17 protein-coding genes are annotated in these 16,743 nt (G+C 45.2%); all 17 read right to left on the bottom strand.

Features of this window, described 5'->3' with window-relative positions; all coding sequences use genetic code 11:
- Positions 1-79 precede the first annotated feature (79 nt).
- Positions 80-1,561 (bottom strand): ribosome biogenesis GTPase Der, encoded by a 1,482-nt coding sequence (der, locus tag AC3CH3_RS03185; protein ID WP_488537718.1) that lies wholly within the window; start codon positions 1,559-1,561, stop codon positions 80-82.
- Positions 1,562-1,719: 158 nt separating this feature from the next.
- Complete coding sequence (gene bamB / locus AC3CH3_RS03180) at positions 1,720-2,880, bottom strand: outer membrane protein assembly factor BamB (protein ID WP_086774923.1); 1,161 nt, start codon at positions 2,878-2,880, stop codon at positions 1,720-1,722.
- A 10-nt stretch (positions 2,881-2,890) separates the two neighbouring features.
- The gene (locus AC3CH3_RS03175; RefSeq protein WP_488537717.1) at positions 2,891-3,505 is read right to left on the bottom strand and encodes a YfgM family protein; all 615 of its coding nucleotides are present in this window, start codon (positions 3,503-3,505) and stop codon (positions 2,891-2,893) included.
- A gap of 80 nt (positions 3,506-3,585) precedes the next feature.
- The gene (gene hisS / locus AC3CH3_RS03170) at positions 3,586-4,854 is read right to left on the bottom strand and encodes a histidine--tRNA ligase (protein ID WP_017062514.1); all 1,269 of its coding nucleotides are present in this window, start codon (positions 4,852-4,854) and stop codon (positions 3,586-3,588) included.
- A gap of 70 nt (positions 4,855-4,924) precedes the next feature.
- Positions 4,925-6,046 (bottom strand): flavodoxin-dependent (E)-4-hydroxy-3-methylbut-2-enyl-diphosphate synthase, encoded by a 1,122-nt coding sequence (gene ispG / locus AC3CH3_RS03165; RefSeq protein ID WP_009848294.1) that lies wholly within the window; start codon positions 6,044-6,046, stop codon positions 4,925-4,927.
- Positions 6,047-6,053: 7 nt separating this feature from the next.
- Positions 6,054-7,010: a cytoskeleton protein RodZ gene (gene rodZ / locus AC3CH3_RS03160; protein WP_488537716.1), complete on the bottom strand. Its 957-nt coding sequence runs from the start codon at positions 7,008-7,010 to the stop codon at positions 6,054-6,056.
- A gap of 440 nt (positions 7,011-7,450) precedes the next feature.
- The gene (gene rlmN, locus AC3CH3_RS03155; RefSeq protein ID WP_019822113.1) at positions 7,451-8,593 is read right to left on the bottom strand and encodes a dual-specificity RNA methyltransferase RlmN; all 1,143 of its coding nucleotides are present in this window, start codon (positions 8,591-8,593) and stop codon (positions 7,451-7,453) included.
- Between the two features lie 291 nt (positions 8,594-8,884).
- A complete protein-coding gene (gene ndk, locus AC3CH3_RS03150; protein ID WP_488537715.1) occupies positions 8,885-9,319 on the bottom strand; it encodes a nucleoside-diphosphate kinase in 435 nt (144 codons plus the stop codon).
- A gap of 106 nt (positions 9,320-9,425) precedes the next feature.
- Positions 9,426-10,721, bottom strand: coding sequence for an aminopeptidase PepB (pepB, locus tag AC3CH3_RS03145; RefSeq protein WP_488537714.1), 1,296 nt, complete (start codon positions 10,719-10,721; stop codon positions 9,426-9,428).
- A 206-nt stretch (positions 10,722-10,927) separates the two neighbouring features.
- Entirely contained in the window at positions 10,928-11,128 is a 201-nt protein-coding gene (iscX, locus tag AC3CH3_RS03140) for a Fe-S cluster assembly protein IscX (protein ID WP_004740335.1), read from the bottom strand.
- 117 nt (positions 11,129-11,245) lie between these two features.
- Complete coding sequence (gene fdx, locus AC3CH3_RS03135; RefSeq protein WP_017629863.1) at positions 11,246-11,584, bottom strand: ISC system 2Fe-2S type ferredoxin; 339 nt, start codon at positions 11,582-11,584, stop codon at positions 11,246-11,248.
- A gap of 20 nt (positions 11,585-11,604) precedes the next feature.
- Positions 11,605-13,455 (bottom strand): Fe-S protein assembly chaperone HscA, encoded by a 1,851-nt coding sequence (hscA, locus tag AC3CH3_RS03130; protein WP_488537713.1) that lies wholly within the window; start codon positions 13,453-13,455, stop codon positions 11,605-11,607.
- 22 nt (positions 13,456-13,477) lie between these two features.
- Positions 13,478-13,993, bottom strand: coding sequence for a co-chaperone HscB (gene hscB / locus AC3CH3_RS03125; RefSeq protein WP_488537712.1), 516 nt, complete (start codon positions 13,991-13,993; stop codon positions 13,478-13,480).
- Between the two features lie 84 nt (positions 13,994-14,077).
- On the bottom strand, positions 14,078-14,401 hold the full coding sequence (gene iscA / locus AC3CH3_RS03120) for an iron-sulfur cluster assembly protein IscA (protein ID WP_010440519.1): 324 nt from the start codon (positions 14,399-14,401) through the stop codon (positions 14,078-14,080).
- 97 nt (positions 14,402-14,498) lie between these two features.
- The gene (gene iscU / locus AC3CH3_RS03115; protein ID WP_004740340.1) at positions 14,499-14,876 is read right to left on the bottom strand and encodes a Fe-S cluster assembly scaffold IscU; all 378 of its coding nucleotides are present in this window, start codon (positions 14,874-14,876) and stop codon (positions 14,499-14,501) included.
- Between the two features lie 33 nt (positions 14,877-14,909).
- Positions 14,910-16,124 (bottom strand): IscS subfamily cysteine desulfurase, encoded by a 1,215-nt coding sequence (locus tag AC3CH3_RS03110; RefSeq protein ID WP_017629866.1) that lies wholly within the window; start codon positions 16,122-16,124, stop codon positions 14,910-14,912.
- A 27-nt stretch (positions 16,125-16,151) separates the two neighbouring features.
- On the bottom strand, positions 16,152-16,673 hold the full coding sequence (iscR, locus tag AC3CH3_RS03105) for a Fe-S cluster assembly transcriptional regulator IscR (RefSeq protein ID WP_010440512.1): 522 nt from the start codon (positions 16,671-16,673) through the stop codon (positions 16,152-16,154).
- Positions 16,674-16,743: the final 70 nt, after the last annotated feature.

Raw genomic sequence — 16,743 nt, 5'->3', positions numbered from 1 at the left:
TGTGAGGCTATGGCTTAACGTAAATTTTGCTTAAAAAAATACCCGAGACAGGCTCGGGTATCAAATCGATTAGAAAGGGTTATTTACGGCCTTTCATCATGCTCATCATACGCTTACGTTTGCGTTCCTGAGAAATCGTTAGCTTGTTTGTTTTCGCTTCAAACGGGTTTTCGCTGTTCTGGAATTGAATACGAATCGGTGTACCCATAATCTCTAATGAACGACGGTAGTAGTTCATTAGGAATCGTTTGTACGAATCTGGCAAGTTACGAACTTGGTTACCGTGGATAACGATAATAGGTGGGTTATAGCCACCAGCATGCGCGTATTTAAGTTTCACACGACGGCCACGAACCATAGGCGGTTGGTGATCATCCGTTGCCATTTTCATGATACGAGTCAGAACAGAAGTACCAACACGTGTTGTCGCTGACTTGTAAGCTTCTTGAACAGACTCAAACAAGTGACCAACGCCTGTACCGTGAAGTGCAGAGATAAAGTGAATACGTGCGAAATCAACGAAACCTAAACGACGGTCTAGCTCTTTCTTAACGCGTTCTTTAACGTCGTTATCTAGGCCATCCCACTTGTTTACCGCAATCACGATTGAACGACCTGCGTTCAACGCAAAGCCTAACAAACTTAGATCTTGATCAGAGATGTTTTCACGAGCATCGATAAGCAGCAATACAACGTTCGCATCTTCAATCGCTTTCAGTGTTTTAACTACTGAGAACTTCTCGACTGTTTCGTTGATGTTCTTACGACGACGAACACCCGCAGTATCGATTAGAACGTATTCACGCTCGTCACGCTGCATTGGGATGTAGATAGAGTCACGAGTCGTACCAGGCATATCGTAAACAACCACACGCTCTTCACCAAGAATACGGTTAGTTAGTGTTGATTTACCTACGTTAGGACGACCAATGATCGCTAGCTTGATTGGTTGATCTTGAAGACGCTTGAATTCTTCTTCAGCTTCTTCTTCTGTGAATTCAACCTGCTCTTCTTCTTCGTCTTCAAACTCAGTTAAATCGCTTACTTCGCCATTTTCCGCTTTTAGTGCTTCTGCGAACGGGTTAAGAGCAAGATCAATCAGCGCTGTTACACCACGACCGTGCGCAGCTGCGATTTGATACATGTCTTCTACGCCTAGTTGCCAGAAGTCAGCACTTGCAGCATCAGGGTCGATACCGTCAACCTTGTTTACTACTAGCATTGAAGGCTTTTCTAGTTGACGAAGGTGCTTAGCAATCGCAACGTCAGATGGTGTTAGACCAGCACGGCCATCAACCATAAATAGAACAACATCAGCTTCATCAATCGCCGCTAGCGACTGTTCAGCCATTTTAGTTTCAACACCTTCTTCAGTACCGTCGATACCGCCAGTGTCAATAACAATAAAGTCATGCTCGCTAAAATGAGCATGGCCGTATTTACGGTCACGCGTTAAGCCAGGGAAATCCGCAACCAATGCATCACGAGTTCGAGTCAATCGGTTAAATAACGTAGATTTACCTACGTTCGGACGCCCTACTAGAGCAACAACAGGTACCATAACAACCTCTACAATTTCTTCTCTAAATGTAGTTATAGGTAAGCACTTGTTCGCAAGTTTAAACTCTTACCTATAACCACACGGTTTATTAATTTTTAACAACAAAACGGCTCCTGGCTGTTACCAACCAGGAGCCGACTGTGAATTATATCACGCTTTTATTGGCTAATCGTCAGTTTCTTTACATCGCCATTGCGAGTCGTCACTAAGTAGCCTTCAGGTAATTCAATTGGTGCAACCGCAAAGCCGCTATCATCGACGAGCTGTTGAGCAACAAACTCACCCGATGAACGATCTAACCAGTGCAGATAACCTTCGGTGTCACCCACGACTACATAACCATTAATAATAGCAGGTGCTGTCAGTAAGCGGTTTTCTAACAATGGAGTGCTCCAAAGTTCAGTACCACTACGCGCATCAACCGCAACCACATGGTCTTTGTCGGTAACAACGAACAAGCGACTACCGTCACTTGCTAAATCAATCGCAGACGAGTAGTTACGCTTCCAAACTGGCTTACCAGAACGAAGGTCGATAGCGATAAGCTGACCATTGATACCTACGGTATATAGAGTCCCGCCAAGAACAATTGGTGATGCATCAACATCCACCAAGCGATCAATTTCCGTAGCACCTTTTGGCGTACCTACTGGCTGTTGCCAAATAAGCTGACCACGGTCCACGATAGCTGCTGCTAAACGACCGTTTGCTGTACCCCAGAATACACCACCAGAAACCGCAACAGGCGAGCTATCGCCTCGCAGTGTTAGGCTTGGTACTTCCGTACTGATGGTCCATTTTTGTTCACCGCTTGCTTGATCTAACGCGATCAACATACCGCGACTGGTATGAACAATGACCATGTTGCTATCAGTTGCTGGGGATGCAAGCACCTCGCCATTCACTGATACACGCCACAGCTCTTCACCGGTCGATTCTTCCAGTGCGATCACTTCGCCATTTTCAGAACCAACAAATACTTTACCGTAAGCCGCCGTTAGGCCGCCTGATAAACGAGCCAGTACGTCTTTCTCAAGATCGACTTTCCACAGCTCTTTGCCTGTATCAGGATCAAGCGCTTTAACCATACCTTCACGGCTTGCAACAAACACTTTGTCGTAAGCCAATTCTGGCGTTAGTTTTGAAAAGTAGTGACCAACACCATCACCAACCGACGTCGACCATTCCTGACTAGGAGTGAACTCGCTGTTTACCGTTGGTACTGGAGCCATGATTACGGTGTCTTCTTCACCCGCACAGCCAGCTAGTAGGCCAAGAGCAATCGCACACAACGCCGCTTTTGGAAACATCTTCTTCATTCAAAGCGCCTTATTTAGCTAGGTCGTCAAGTTTGATTTGAAGCGTTTGGCTAGCATCAACAGCTTGCTGTGCTTCTGTGTAAGCACTGTATGCTGCGTCAGTGTCGCCTTTACGAAGTGAAATATCACCGCGTAGTTCAGCAACACGGCCTTTCCAAGATTCGTCGGTCATTGCCGCAAGGTCAGTCAATGCTGCGTCAAATTCACCTTGCTCAGCTCTAATACGTGCAACACGGTAAGTAAGTAGTGGCGCAAGTGCCGCGTCCTTAGTTGCCGATTTTGCCCACTCTAGCTGTTCAAGTGCCGCCGCTAGATCGCCTGCTTGTACTTGTACTTTTGCTAGTTGCATAGCAGCAAGTACTGAGTACTCAGCGTCTTTGTTCGCGTCGATGAAAGCTTGAATATCAGATTGAGCATCAACGCCCTTAACATCAAGAGCTGAAATTACAGAAGTGTAGCTTTCTGAAGCTGCTTCACGCGCTTCAACTACTGAATCTTGGTAATAGCGCCAGCCAAATAGACCACCTAAACCAATAACCGCACCAAAGATTACGGCTTTACCGTTCTCTTTCCACCAATCTTTAATGGCTTCAACCTGTTGCTCTTCGCTATCGTAAAGTTCCACTTCCTGTCCTCTTTAAATTCTTTAAACGCCAGCATAGTGCTGACGTTAGTATTCATTATGAGCGTTTGCTCAAGGGCTAATTAGATTAGCGCAGCAACTTTCTCTGCAACTTCCGTTTGAGACACGGTTTCTTGCTCGCCGCCAACCAAATCTTTTAGCACTACTGTATTATCAGCAACTTCGTTCTCACCAAGTACAAGCGCTACAACAGCACCTACTTTGTCAGCACGTTTGAATTGCTTCTTGAAGTTACCACCACCGAAGTGGTTCATTACACGCACGCCTTCAACGGTATCGCGTAATTGATTCGCTAACTGCATGCCCGCGATCATAGTACCTTCGCCAGCAGCAACTACGTAAACATCAACGCTACGGCGAACTTCTGTAAGCTCTAGCGTTTCCATCATCAGAACCAGACGCTCTAGACCCATTGCGAAGCCAACCGCATTAGTTGCTTTGCCGCCTAGTTGCTCAACAAGACCATCGTAACGGCCACCGCCACATACTGTACCTTGTGCACCAAGGCTGTCAGTGATCCACTCAAATACAGTGCGGTTGTAGTAATCTAGGCCGCGTACTAGACGCTCATTAACTTGGTATTCGATACCAACAGCGTCAAGAAGTTCACACAAACCAGCAAAATGTTGCTTCGACTCTTCACCTAAATATTCAGATAGTCGAGGTGCGTCACCTAAGATAGCTTGAACGTCTGGGTTCTTAGTATCTAGTACACGAAGCGGGTTGGTGTGCATGCGACGTTTGCAGTCTTCATCTAGCACATCGATATGTTGCTCAAGGAAAGCCACTAACGCAGTGCGGTAGCTTACGCGATCTTCTTGAGAACCGATTGAGTTCAGCTCTAGGCGAACGTGCTTATCGATACCTAGCTCACGCCATAGACGTGCTGTCATCATGATAAGTTCTGCGTCTACATCTGGACCGTCTAGGCCAAACACTTCCACACCACATTGGTGGAATTGACGGTAACGACCTTTTTGAGGACGCTCGTGACGGAACATTGGACCCATGTACCATAGGCGCTGTTCATCACGGTTGATAAGGCTGTTTTGAATACATGAACGTACACAACCTGCTGTGCCTTCTGGACGCAGCGTTAGGCTATCGCCATTACGGTCATCAAAGGTGTACATTTCTTTAGAAACAACATCAGTCTCTTCACCAACCGCACGGCTAAATAGGTTCGTTTCTTCAACGATTGGCATACGTACTTCGTTGTAACCGTATGCGCTCACCACGTTTTTAACTGCGCTTTCTACTTTCTGCCACAGTGGTGATTGAGTTGGAAGGCAGTCGTTCATGCCTCGAATTGCTTGGATATTTTTAGCCACAGTATTTATTCCGTAATTTCTCACGACCAGGTGTTAGTGCGAATAGACAATCACACCCCATCGCGTTGTATTAATCTTCTAAGTTTTCTACATCAATGCGATTTGCTTTATCAAGCACTGACGCTTTTGCTCGGATCTTTGCTTCAAGCTTGTCGACAAGGTCATCGTTGTCAAAACGCTCTTTCTGACGCTTACCGTCTTCGTAGAAGGCACTCTTACGTGCACTACCCGCTAAACCTAAGTGAGACACTTCAGCTTCACCAGGGCCGTTAACCACACAACCGATGATTGATACATCCATTGGTGTAATAACGTCTTCTAGGCGCTCTTCAAGGGCATTAACGGTGTTAATAACATCGAACTCTTGACGTGAACAGCTCGGGCACGCAATGAAGTTGATGCCACGCGAGCGAATGCGCAAAGATTTAAGAATATCAAAGCCAACTTTGATCTCTTCAACAGGATCAGCGGCTAGCGAGATACGTAGCGTATCGCCGATACCTTCAGAAAGAAGCATACCTAAACCTACCGCTGACTTCACAGAGCCTGCACGCGCACCACCCGCTTCGGTAATGCCAAGGTGAAGAGGTTGATCAATCTGCTTAGCCAGCAAACGGTAAGAACCGACAGCAAGGAAGACATCAGACGCCTTAACGCTGACTTTGAATTGATCAAAGTTCAGACGGTCTAGGATATCGACGTGGCGCATTGCTGATTCAACAAGCGCTTCAGCTGTAGGTTCTGTGTATTTCTCTTGGATCTCTTTCTCAAGAGAACCGCCGTTAACACCAATACGAATCGGAATATTCATATCACGTGCACAATCAACAACTGAGCGGATACGGCTTTCGTTACCGATGTTACCTGGGTTGATACGCAGACAGTCAACGCCGTATTCCGCCACTTTAAGTGCGATACGGTAGTCGAAGTGAATATCAGCAACCAAAGGAACAGAAACCTGCTGCTTGATTAGCTTGAAGGCTTCAGCTGCATCCATAGTCGGTACAGATACGCGAACGATATCAGCGCCAACTTTTTCCAGAGCTCTAATTTGAGCAACGGTCGCGGCTACATCTGTTGTTCTTGTGTTGGTCATGGATTGCACAGCAATTGGTGCACCATCACCGATCGGCACATCACCCACATAAATACGGGTTGATTTGCGACGAATAATAGGAGATTCGTGTTGCATATTAACTCTAAGGTAAGGTTATTCTAGCTACTTTGCCTGAAGTATACCCAGAAAGGTCGACAGGTTCACTTGCAAATGTCATTGATACGCCTTCTGGCGCACCTAGAATCACTTTATATGGCGCAGTTCCTGATAGATTTAACGACTGACCTGCTTTTTTGATGCCAGTCGACAAGGTTTTACCCGTTGCATCTTTTACTTGGATCCAGCAATCAGCAGAGAACTGCATGACTAGCTCGTTAGCCACAGCTTCAGGAGCCGTGCTTGCTTCAACCGCTTCTGCATTAGCAGTAACTTCAGCAGTTGATTCTGTCTCTGTTGCTTGCTGTGCAGGAGTTTCGTCAGCTGGAGTAACAGCACCTGAAGTATCTTCCGCATCGCTTATTGCAGCAAGGCCTTCAGTACCTTCAACAACAGAAGCAGCCGCTTCGTTTTGTTCAGCTTCAATCACTTCTAAAGAGGTGAATTCAGGGGCAAGTGATTCTTCTACAGCTAGCTCTTCTGAGCTTTCAGTATTCGCTAAAGATTGAGATAGGGTGTCTTGTTGTTGGTTCTGCCACCACCAAAGTGAGGAAATACCCGCAATGACCGCAAAAATACTCCAAGTCAGGATCATAATACGGCTGTTGTGCTTCTCGGTTTTGGTCTTACGAGAAAAGCTCAACATTTCTTGCTCTTGATGCTGAGCATCACCGGCATGATGCAGCGCACTCAATACGACTTTTTCGTCAAGATTGACGTATTTCGCGTATGAACGAATATAGCCACGCATAAACGTCGCCACTTGATCTGACTCGAATTGGTTTTCTTCAATTTGTTGGATCAGCGTAACGCGAAGTTTCAAGCGATCAGAAATCTGCTTTTGCGTTAAACCAAGAGATTCTCGTTTGTTCTTAAGCAGCGTTCCCGCTTCCAAAGCTGGAGCTACGGTTTCTTGCGTTTGTGTATCTTGTTCTGTGTTCATAGAGAGTGAACTTCTAAAGTATTATCGCAGGTTGAGGAGAGCGTTTTCTTATTGTCGTTTAAGCTCAATCTAACAACCCACGTTATGTGGAATTTTTCCTGCTATCTAAATCATCAACCCTTAAAGGCGAACATCATTCATTTGTTATGGATGACCTTCTCAGGAAGCTAGTTTATCAAGTAGCCAACCTAAATAGACATATTGATGATCAGTAGCAAGCGAGCACTTAAATTAATTTAAGATTAGTTAATCATAAGCTAATGCCATTACAAGGCAAAAACACTTTAAACAAAATTTACCGTCAGCTCATGGTTTTGTCCAAAATTTGACGAAAAATGTAAGAAAGCGTGGGCAAGAAGTCCAAAAAATCAAAAACTGTACCCCAGAAAAGCAACAAGCCAGAAGTAGGACTTCTGGCTTGTTTAGGTTCTAATCGCGTTTTATACCGCTTTTACTTCAATCACACCACCGGCAATCAAGTTCGCTTCAGAGGCTGCTTTGATCATTTTGGTACGTTTGGTTCTATCAATCACATCACCGACTAACTGACCACACGCGGCATCAATATCATCACCACGAGTCTTACGAACGGTTACTGTGTAGTTGTATTCCATCAGCGTTTTTTGGAAGCGATCAATACGAGAGTTGCTTGGCTTCTTATAAGGCGAACCCGGGTAAGGGTTGAATGGAATCAAGTTGATCTTACAAGGCGTCTCTTTCATTAGCTCTGCAAGTTCACGTGCGTGGTCCATATCATCATTCACATGATCCAATAGCACGTACTCAACCGTTACTTTACCGCGGTTAGCGTTTGAAGATGCAATGTAACGACGAACAGATGCTAGGAAGTCTTGAATATCCCAACGGTCGTTGATCGGCATGATTTGGCTACGTAGTGCATCGTTTGGCGCGTGTAGAGAAATAGCCAATGCTACATCGATGTTGTCTGTCATTTGGTCAAGGCCAGAAACAACACCAGAAGTTGATACAGTTACACGACGCTTAGACAGTGCGAAACCTAGATCATCAAGCATGATTTCTAATGATGGCATTAGGTTCTTCATGTTCAATAGAGGTTCGCCCATACCCATCATTACGACGTTAGTAATTGGACGACGACCTGTTTCTTTTTCTAGGCCGATTTCGCGAGATGCACGCCAGATTTGGCCAACAATCTCTGAAACTTTTAGGTTACGGTTAAAGCCTTGTTGAGCTGTAGAGCAGAACTTACATTCAAGTGCACAACCAACCTGTGAAGATACACATAGTGTCGCACGGTCACCATCTGGGATGTATACCGTTTCAACGTCTTGGTCGCCAACGCTCATCGCCCATTTAATTGTGCCATCTGAAGAGTGCTGAGCTTCAGAAACAACAGGTGCAACAATCTCACAACGACGTTGAAGTTTTTCACGCAGTTTTTTGTTGATGTTGTTCATCTGTTCGAAGTCATCGACACCGAAGTGATAAATCCACTTCATCACTTGCTCTGCTCGAAACGCTTTCTCATTCAGTTCTTCTGTGAAAAATTTACGAAGACCTTTACGATCAAAATCGAGTAGATTGACTTTAGCTGTGGTCATGATGCCTCTCAATGACGGAACAATAATTAAGGGCGCGAATTGTACAGGCTTTACGCAACTTCAACAAGCATTGTAAAACCCTGTGTTTATTAAGACATTCAAACTTAAGCGATTAAAATTTGAACAGTTGTATTTATCGGCCTGATATTAGCCAATTTAAATAAAAGATTCCCGATTGCACTCCTTCGTCGCTTTCGGGAATGACGACTAAATTGATTATCGAGAGCGTAAAATCCACTTACAAAAAAGGCCTCACCGAAGTGAAGCCTTTAGAATCATTTGCTGTGCCGATTATTGAGCTGGGCGTGGGCAAATTTCAGATTCTGGGAAGAAGAATTCGATTTCGCGAGCTGCAGACTCAGGGCTGTCGCTGCCGTGTACAGAGTTGTAACGCATGCTGATTGCGTAGTCAGCACGGATAGTGCCGCAAGCCGCTTCTTCTGGGTTAGTTTTACCCATTAATTCACGGTAACGAGCGATCGCGTTTTCGCCTTCAAGCACTTGAACCATGATAGGACCAGAAGTCATAAACTCTTTAAGAGCCGAGAAGAACTCTTTACCTTCGTGTTCAGCGTAGAAGCCACTCGCTTGCTCTTCAGTTAGACGAACCATCTTAGCAGCAATAATTTCTAGGCCTGCTTTTTCGATACGGTGGTAAATTTCACCAACAAGGTTACGCTTAACTGCATCCGGCTTAACAATTGAGAACGTTCTTTCTAGAGCCATAGGGATTCCTTCACTTCATTTTTTTGTTATTAAATACTGAAATTACTGAGATCTTTCAATCTTAGCTTTATGAATGAGCGGCACAAAATACCGCTCACTCTTATTATTATTTTGCTTGGTCAACAAGAAGACGAGCCAGTGTACGAACACCCATACCCGTTGCGCCTGCCGCCCACTTATCACTTGCTGATTTACGGTAGGTACCCGCGCAATCCATGTGAATCCAACCTTTTTTGTAGTCGTCTACAAAGTAAGAAAGGAACGCAGCGGCTGTACTTGCACCCGGCGTGTAATCACCTGTGCTGATGTTTGAAAGATCAGCAAAGTTTGAAGGCAACATACCACGGTGGAAATCAGCAAGAGGCAGTGGCCATAGGCCTTCTTTCTCTTGGTTTGCCGCTGTTAACGCTTGGTGAGACAACTCATCATCGAAACTTAATAGTGCGTGGTAATCATTACCTAGTGCATTTTTCGCCGCGCCCGTTAGCGTTGCACAGTCGATGATCAGCTCTGGGCTTTGTGCACTTGCGTACATTAGGCCATCAGCCAGCACCAAGCGACCTTCCGCATCGGTGTTCATGATCTCAACTGTCTTACCGTTTTTGTAGGTAATGATGTCGCCAAGCTTCAATGCGCGACCAGAGATCATGTTCTCTGCACAACATAAGATAAGCTTGATGCGCTTGTTCAGACCACGTTCAATCGCAAGACCTAAACCACCCGTAATCGTTGCTGCACCACCCATGTCAGCTTTCATTGCTGTCATAAACTGGCCCGGCTTGATGCTGTAGCCGCCTGAATCGAAAGTAATACCTTTACCGACTAGACAAGCAAACACGGGTGCGTTTTCGTCACCTGTTGGGTTGAAGTCCAGTTGTAGCATTGCTGATGTACGCTCAGAGCCACGGCCTACTGCGTAGATGCCTTCCCAACCTTCAGTTAGGAGATCTTTGTCTTTAACGATTTTCGCTTTTACTGTGCCCGCTGGCGCCACTGATTTGATGTATTCAGCAGCCATTGTCGCAAGTTGACGAGGAGCCACTTCTTCAGCGGTTTTATTGATAATGTCACGCGTCCAATCAGTAGCACGGATGCGAGCTTCTAGCTCAGCTTGGTCGGCTTCTGAAAGTGCATCCCATTCCAATGCATTCTTTTTCTTTGGTCCACGGTAGCCTTGGTAAAAAGCCCAAACGCTTTCTAGATCCCAGCCTTCACCACGAAGTGAAACGAATGCGATACCTTGTCCGTCAAGCGTACGACCAGCACGTTGAACCGCACCTAGATCGTGACCTTCACCAATGTGAACTGTCGCTCCCGCTTCTGAGAACGATAAAATAGCTCTTGCTCCCCACTGAGGCTGGGCAACTTCTTGACTTAAAAATACTGACATCTGTGTAGACATGATTTCTCCTTGTCACGAACCACTTTGAGTGTGTGATTCTGATTATTTTTTATTAGCGCACTGATGTTAGCATTATGTAGGAGGAAAATGTCATTTTGATAAAAAAACGGACCATAAGGTCCGCTTTTTTTGGTAAGAATTGTTAACTTGGCTGCGTTTTATATTGGAGTGATTCCAACCCGCGGCCAAATCATTAGACGAGAGGATTAATCCATCTCATCCATCCAGCACAAAATAATAGCCTCTAAGATTTTTTCATTCGAGTGGTTAGGCTCGTCATCAAACTCTTCAAGGTCTAGCACCCATTGATGCAGATCGGTAAAACGTACCGTTTTAGGATCAGTATCAGGGTACAAATCACATAGCTCAATTGCGATGTCTCGCGAATCAATCCACTTCAAGCTCATAACACTTCCTTATATTTATTAGCGACGCTTGGTCACCTTTATGATCTATATTCTAGGCCAGTTTTGTTAAACCGTTATCTCAGTCATGGCGAAACCACCATGACTGTAGAGAAGTTCTTAGTGATCTTCAGACGCTAGGTTCAATGTGTACTTTGGAATCTCTACTACAAGATCTTCGTTAGCCACTTTTGCTTGGCAACCAAGGCGAGATTCCATCTCTAAGCCCCATGCCTTATCTAGCATGTCGTCTTCTAGGTCATCACTCTCTTCTAAAGAGTCGAAGCCTTCACGAATCACAACGTGACATGTTGTACATGCACACGATTTTTCACATGCGTGTTCAATACCAATACCGGCCTTCAATGCAACATCAAGAACCGTCTCACCAGTTTTTGCTTCTAAAACAGCGCCTTCTGGACATAGATCTTCGTGAGGTAAAACAATAATCTTTGGCATGTTTATCTATTCTCTAACTATTAAATATTATCGACTGACTGACCTGACAGTGCAGCACGAATTGATTTATCCATACGACGAGAAGCAAAGTCTTGGCTCGCTTTGTCGGTATTCTTAATTTCTACTTCAATGGCATCAGCGCTGTCGCCATTGCGCACTTCGATGAGTGTTTCAATCGCTTGTAGCAGCTGTTGCTTTTCTTGTTCGTTAAGCAGCTCGTCGCCGTCAGCTTGCATCGCAGCAATAAGGCCTTCAATAACGCGATCCGCTTCTACACGTTGTTCAGCAAGAGCACGTGCTTGCATGTCTTCTTTTGCAAACGTCATCGAATCTTTCAGCATGCTAGCCACTTCGTTGTCGCTCAGACCGTAAGAAGGCTTAACTTGGATTTCAGCTTGAACGCCAGTGCTCTTCTCCATTGCGGTAACCGATAGCAGGCCATCAGCATCCACTTGGTAAGTAACACGAATATGAGCAGCACCTGCAGTCATCGGCGGGATGCCTTTCAGAGCAAATCTAGCCAGTGAACGACAGTCGTCAACCATCTCACGTTCGCCTTGCACGGTGTGTACTGTCATTGCAGTTTGACCGTCTTTGAAGGTGGTAAATTCTTGTGCGCGAGCAACAGGGATCGTGGTGTTACGAGGAATGATCTTTTCGACCAAGCCGCCCATGGTTTCGATACCAAGAGACAGAGGGATAACGTCCAGTAGTAGCATTTCAGAGTCAGGCTTATTACCCACTAGGATATCCGCTTGAATCGATGCACCAATCGCAACCACTTCATCAGGGTTAATGCTGGTTAGTGGCAGACGACCAAAGAAGTCGCCGACCATTTCACGTACAAGTAATGTGCGAGTTGAACCGCCGACCATCACAACTTCTAGAACTTCATCTGCATCAACTTCCGCATCTTTTAGTGCACGACGGCATGAAAGCAGTGTTTTCTTAACGAGCGGTTTGATGATCTCTTCAAACTCTTCACGAGTTAATGAACCAGACCAACCTAGTGCGTTAACATCAACGCTTTCCGCTTCAGATAAGCCAATCTTCGCTTCTGTTGCGGCATCTAGAAGAATACGATTCTGTTCTGCTGTTAGCTCTGATAAGCCCATTTGTTCTTGGAAATAATCCGCAACTAAATGGTCAAAGTCGTCGCCGCCTAATGCAGAGTCACCACCTGTTGCTAAAACTTCGAAGACACCTTTAGATAGGCGTAGGATAGAGATATCAAACGTACCGCCACCTAAGTCATAAACAGCAATTACCCCTTCTTTACCTGAATCCAGGCCGTAAGCAATCGCAGCGGCAGTCGGTTCATTAAGAAGACGTAACACGTGAAGACCAGCAAGTTGCGCCGCGTCTTTCGTACCAGCACGCTGTGCATCATCAAAGTAAGCAGGAACGGTAATAACAGCACCAGATAGCTCACCACCGAGTGTTGACTCAGCACGTTGACCTAGCGCTCGCAGAATGTCTGCAGATACTTGAATTGGGTTCTTGTTACCTTGCTCTGTGCGAATCACAGGCAAACCATTATCACTTTCTTCAAATTGATATGGCAGAGATGGGTATCGCTGTTGAATATCTGACAGTGAACGACCGATTAGTCGCTTAACTGAGATAATGGTATTTTTAGGATCAGTCTGTGCATTTGCACGAGCTTCATCACCAGTCGTGTACGACTCTGACTGATAGTGAACAACGGAAGGAAGAATACTGCGACCTTGTTGATCAACCAGTGTGCTCGCCTCACCACTGCGCACTGCCGCAACCAATGAGTTTGTTGTACCTAAATCAATACCCACAGCAAGCTTGTGCTGGTGAGGAGCGGCGCTTTGCCCTGGTTCTGCAATCTGAAGTAGTGCCATGGATGTGTCCTTGTTATACGAACTAGCCGATCATACGATCTTCAACTAACTCGATTTCATTCTTTAATTTTGCAATAAACTTAAGCTTTCTTACTCGGTCTGCAGCTTCTAACCAAGCCTCACTGTCTAGTTCTTGTTGGATAGCGCTTAATTGTTGTTTATACATTTTGCTAACCTTTCCTTCAAATGCAAACAAAGCATCTTCAGGTTCAGAACTGTCGGCGATGTCTTCAAGCTCTTCACGCAATTCCATTTGCTCCATCAGGAACATAGGATCTTGCAGGGTCTGCTGCTCACCACGAATATCCTCACCATGTTGCACTAACAGGTATTCAGCTCGGCTGATTGGATTCTTCAATACCTGATACGCATCATTGATTTGCGCTGCTTTTTGCACGGCTAATAGGCGGTCACGCTCAGAAGCAGTGGCAAATTTATCAGGGTGGAATTGGCGTTGCAGATCTCTAAACTGAGAAGAAAGAAGGCTACCATCCAGTTGAAACTGAAGTGGTAGCCCAAATAATTCGAAATGATTCATGTAACGGTGGTCCTAAGTTTAGGCTCTTCAATCAGAGCCTAATTTTATTCTTCGCTCACTATAAACGCTTAACGATTGAGGCGTTTATACGTTGAAGCTCTCACCACAACCACATTCGCCTTTCGCGTTAGGGTTGTTGAATTCAAAACCTTCGTTTAGGCCTTCTTTTACGTAATCAAGCTCAGTACCGTCTAGGTAAACTAGGCTCTTTGGATCAATGATGACCTTAACACCTGAATGCTCAAACACTTCGTCTTCTTCGTTAAGCTCATCAACGAATTCCAGTACATACGCCATGCCCGAACAGCCAGTAGTTTTTACCGCTAAGCGCAACCCGATACCTTTACCTCGGTTATCTAGGAAAGCTTGAACTCGGCTTGCTGCCGTATCTGTCATGGTGATGGCCATACTACAACCTTGTGTTTTATATAAATTAAGAACTCAGGGGGAGCACAAAGGATGCTCCCAAATATTGCTTATTTTTTGTGATTACTTAATGAAGCAATTAACGCTTCTTTTTGTAATCCGCAACTGCTGCTTTGATTGCATCTTCAGCAAGAATTGAACAGTGAACTTTCACTGGTGGCAACTCTAGTTCTTCTGCGATTTCAGAGTTTTTGATAGCCGCTGCTTCATCAATACTTTTACCTTTAACCCACTCTGTTACTAGTGAGCTAGAAGCGATTGCGCTACCGCAACCGTAAGTTTTGAATTTTGCATCTTCGATAATGCCTTCTGGCGTTACCTTGATTTGCAGTTTCATTACGTCACCACAAGCTGGTGCGCCAACCATGCCGCTACCTACACTTGGGTCTTCTTTATCAAACGAACCTACGTTACGTGGGTTTTCGTAGTGATCAATTACTTTTTCGCTATATGCCATGATAGTTACCTCGAATCCTCTATTTCCGTGAGATTAGTGATGAGCCCACTCAACAGTGTTCAAATCAATCCCTTCTTTATACATATCCCATAGAGGAGACATGTCGCGTAATTTGTTTACCGCTACACGAATTTGTGCAATCGCGTAGTCGATTTCTTCTTCCGTTGTGAAACGGCCGAATGAGAAACGTACTGAGCTGTGTGCCAGTTCATCGTTCAGACCAAGAGCACGTAGAACGTATGAAGGCTCAAGACTCGCTGATGTACATGCAGAGCCTGATGATACTGCTAGGTCTTTTAGAGACATAAGCAGAGACTCACCTTCAACGAAAGCAAAGCTCACGTTTAGGTTGTGTGGTACACGTTGGTCTAGGTCACCGTTTACCGTTACCGCTTCTAGATCTTGAACACCTTTCAATAGGCGCTCACGAAGTGCTAGTGCGTGATCGTAATCTTTCTGCATGTCTTGCTTAGCAACAGCACAAGCTTCGCCCATACCCACGATTTGGTGAGTAGCAAGCGTACCTGAACGGAAACCACGCTCATGACCGCCGCCGTGCATTTGCGCTTCAAGACGAATACGTGGCTTACGACGAACGTAAAGTGCACCGATACCTTTAGGACCATACATTTTGTGGGCTGAAAGTGAGATTAGGTCAACTTTCATCTCTTGTACGTCTAGTGGGATTTTACCCGCAGACTGCGCCGCATCAACGTGGAAGATGATCTTGCGTGAACGACATAGTTCGCCGATTGCAGAGATATCTTGGATTACACCAATCTCGTTGTTAACGTGCATGATAGAAACTAGAACAGTGTCTTCACGCATTGCAGCTTGTAGCTTGTCTAGATCGATGATGCCGTTTGCTTCTGGCTCAAGGTAAGTTACCTCAAAACCTTCACGCTCTAGTTGGCGACATGGATCAAGAACTGCTTTGTGTTCTGTTTTGCACGTAATTACGTGCTTACCTTTCTTCTCGTAAAAGTGCGCTGCACCTTTAATCGCAAGGTTATCTGACTCTGTAGCACCAGAAGTGAAAACAATTTCACGTGGGTCTGCATTTAGTAGGTCAGCAATTTGCTCACGAGCATTATCTACTGCTTCTTCTGCCTGCCAGCCGTAACGGTGTGAACGAGATGCAGGGTTACCGAAGTTACCGTCCATCGTCATGCACTGAACCATTTTCTCAGCAACTCGTGGATCGACTGGGCATGTAGCTGAATAGTCAAAGTAAATAGGCAGTTTCATTTTCTACTCCAATGTAAAAACTGACCGCTAAGAGCGGGCATTAACACCGTGAGGTGCTGCACTAATCGTTGTAGTGCTCGTATTTTTATGTGCAAAACCATTATTAACCGCAAGATCGATATCTTGACGATCAGAAATCTCTAAAACTTCGTTATCTTTCATTAGCTCACCGAGCGTAATGTCGTTTAAGAAGCTGCTGATTCGGGAGCTTAAATCACGCCATAGGGTGTGAGTTAAACAACGACTGCCACCTTGGCAATCTGCTCGACCGTGACACTTAGTTGCATCCACTGATTCGTCTACTGCAGCAATTACAGTTCCGACAGCGATGTCGCTCGCTTCAGCACCTAAACGGTAACCACCGCCAGGACCACGAACACTAGCAACTAAGCCAGCTTTACGTAACTTAGAAAATAGCTGTTCTAAGTAAGATAACGAGATGCCTTGTCGCTCTGAAATATCAGCCAGAGGAACTGGGCTTTTTTGCGAATGCAGTGCTACATCTAGCATAGCTGTTACCGCATATCTTCCTTTAGATGTAAGTTTCATATCACACCGTATCCACATTGTTTATGTGGTTGGAATCTTCCCATACCTGACTAAATTGGTCAAGTATTTA

This window comes from Vibrio sp. QJM3NY_35 (assembly GCF_057785915.1).
Note: the sequence above shows the minus strand (reverse complement) of the source record. Positions and strands in the feature narration are given on the sequence as shown.

What these genes read in the sequence shown, in the direction of transcription:
- der (WP_488537718.1), bottom strand. Translation starts at nt 1,561, where the DNA reads ATGGTACCTGTTGTTGCTCTAGTAGGGCGTCCGAACGTAGGTAAATCT.
- bamB (WP_086774923.1), bottom strand. Translation starts at nt 2,880, where the DNA reads ATGAAGAAGATGTTTCCAAAAGCGGCGTTGTGTGCGATTGCTCTTGGC.
- ispG (WP_009848294.1), bottom strand. Translation starts at nt 6,046, where the DNA reads ATGCAACACGAATCTCCTATTATTCGTCGCAAATCAACCCGTATTTAT.
- rodZ (WP_488537716.1), bottom strand. Translation starts at nt 7,010, where the DNA reads ATGAACACAGAACAAGATACACAAACGCAAGAAACCGTAGCTCCAGCT.
- rlmN (WP_019822113.1), bottom strand. Translation starts at nt 8,593, where the DNA reads ATGACCACAGCTAAAGTCAATCTACTCGATTTTGATCGTAAAGGTCTT.
- ndk (WP_488537715.1), bottom strand. Translation starts at nt 9,319, where the DNA reads ATGGCTCTAGAAAGAACGTTCTCAATTGTTAAGCCGGATGCAGTTAAG.
- pepB (WP_488537714.1), bottom strand. Translation starts at nt 10,721, where the DNA reads ATGTCTACACAGATGTCAGTATTTTTAAGTCAAGAAGTTGCCCAGCCT.
- iscX (WP_004740335.1), bottom strand. Translation starts at nt 11,128, where the DNA reads ATGAGCTTGAAGTGGATTGATTCGCGAGACATCGCAATTGAGCTATGT.
- fdx (WP_017629863.1), bottom strand. Translation starts at nt 11,584, where the DNA reads ATGCCAAAGATTATTGTTTTACCTCACGAAGATCTATGTCCAGAAGGC.
- hscA (WP_488537713.1), bottom strand. Translation starts at nt 13,455, where the DNA reads ATGGCACTACTTCAGATTGCAGAACCAGGGCAAAGCGCCGCTCCTCAC.
- hscB (WP_488537712.1), bottom strand. Translation starts at nt 13,993, where the DNA reads ATGAATCATTTCGAATTATTTGGGCTACCACTTCAGTTTCAACTGGAT.
- iscA (WP_010440519.1), bottom strand. Translation starts at nt 14,401, where the DNA reads ATGGCCATCACCATGACAGATACGGCAGCAAGCCGAGTTCAAGCTTTC.
- iscU (WP_004740340.1), bottom strand. Translation starts at nt 14,876, where the DNA reads ATGGCATATAGCGAAAAAGTAATTGATCACTACGAAAACCCACGTAAC.
- AC3CH3_RS03110 (WP_017629866.1), bottom strand. Translation starts at nt 16,124, where the DNA reads ATGAAACTGCCTATTTACTTTGACTATTCAGCTACATGCCCAGTCGAT.
- iscR (WP_010440512.1), bottom strand. Translation starts at nt 16,673, where the DNA reads ATGAAACTTACATCTAAAGGAAGATATGCGGTAACAGCTATGCTAGAT.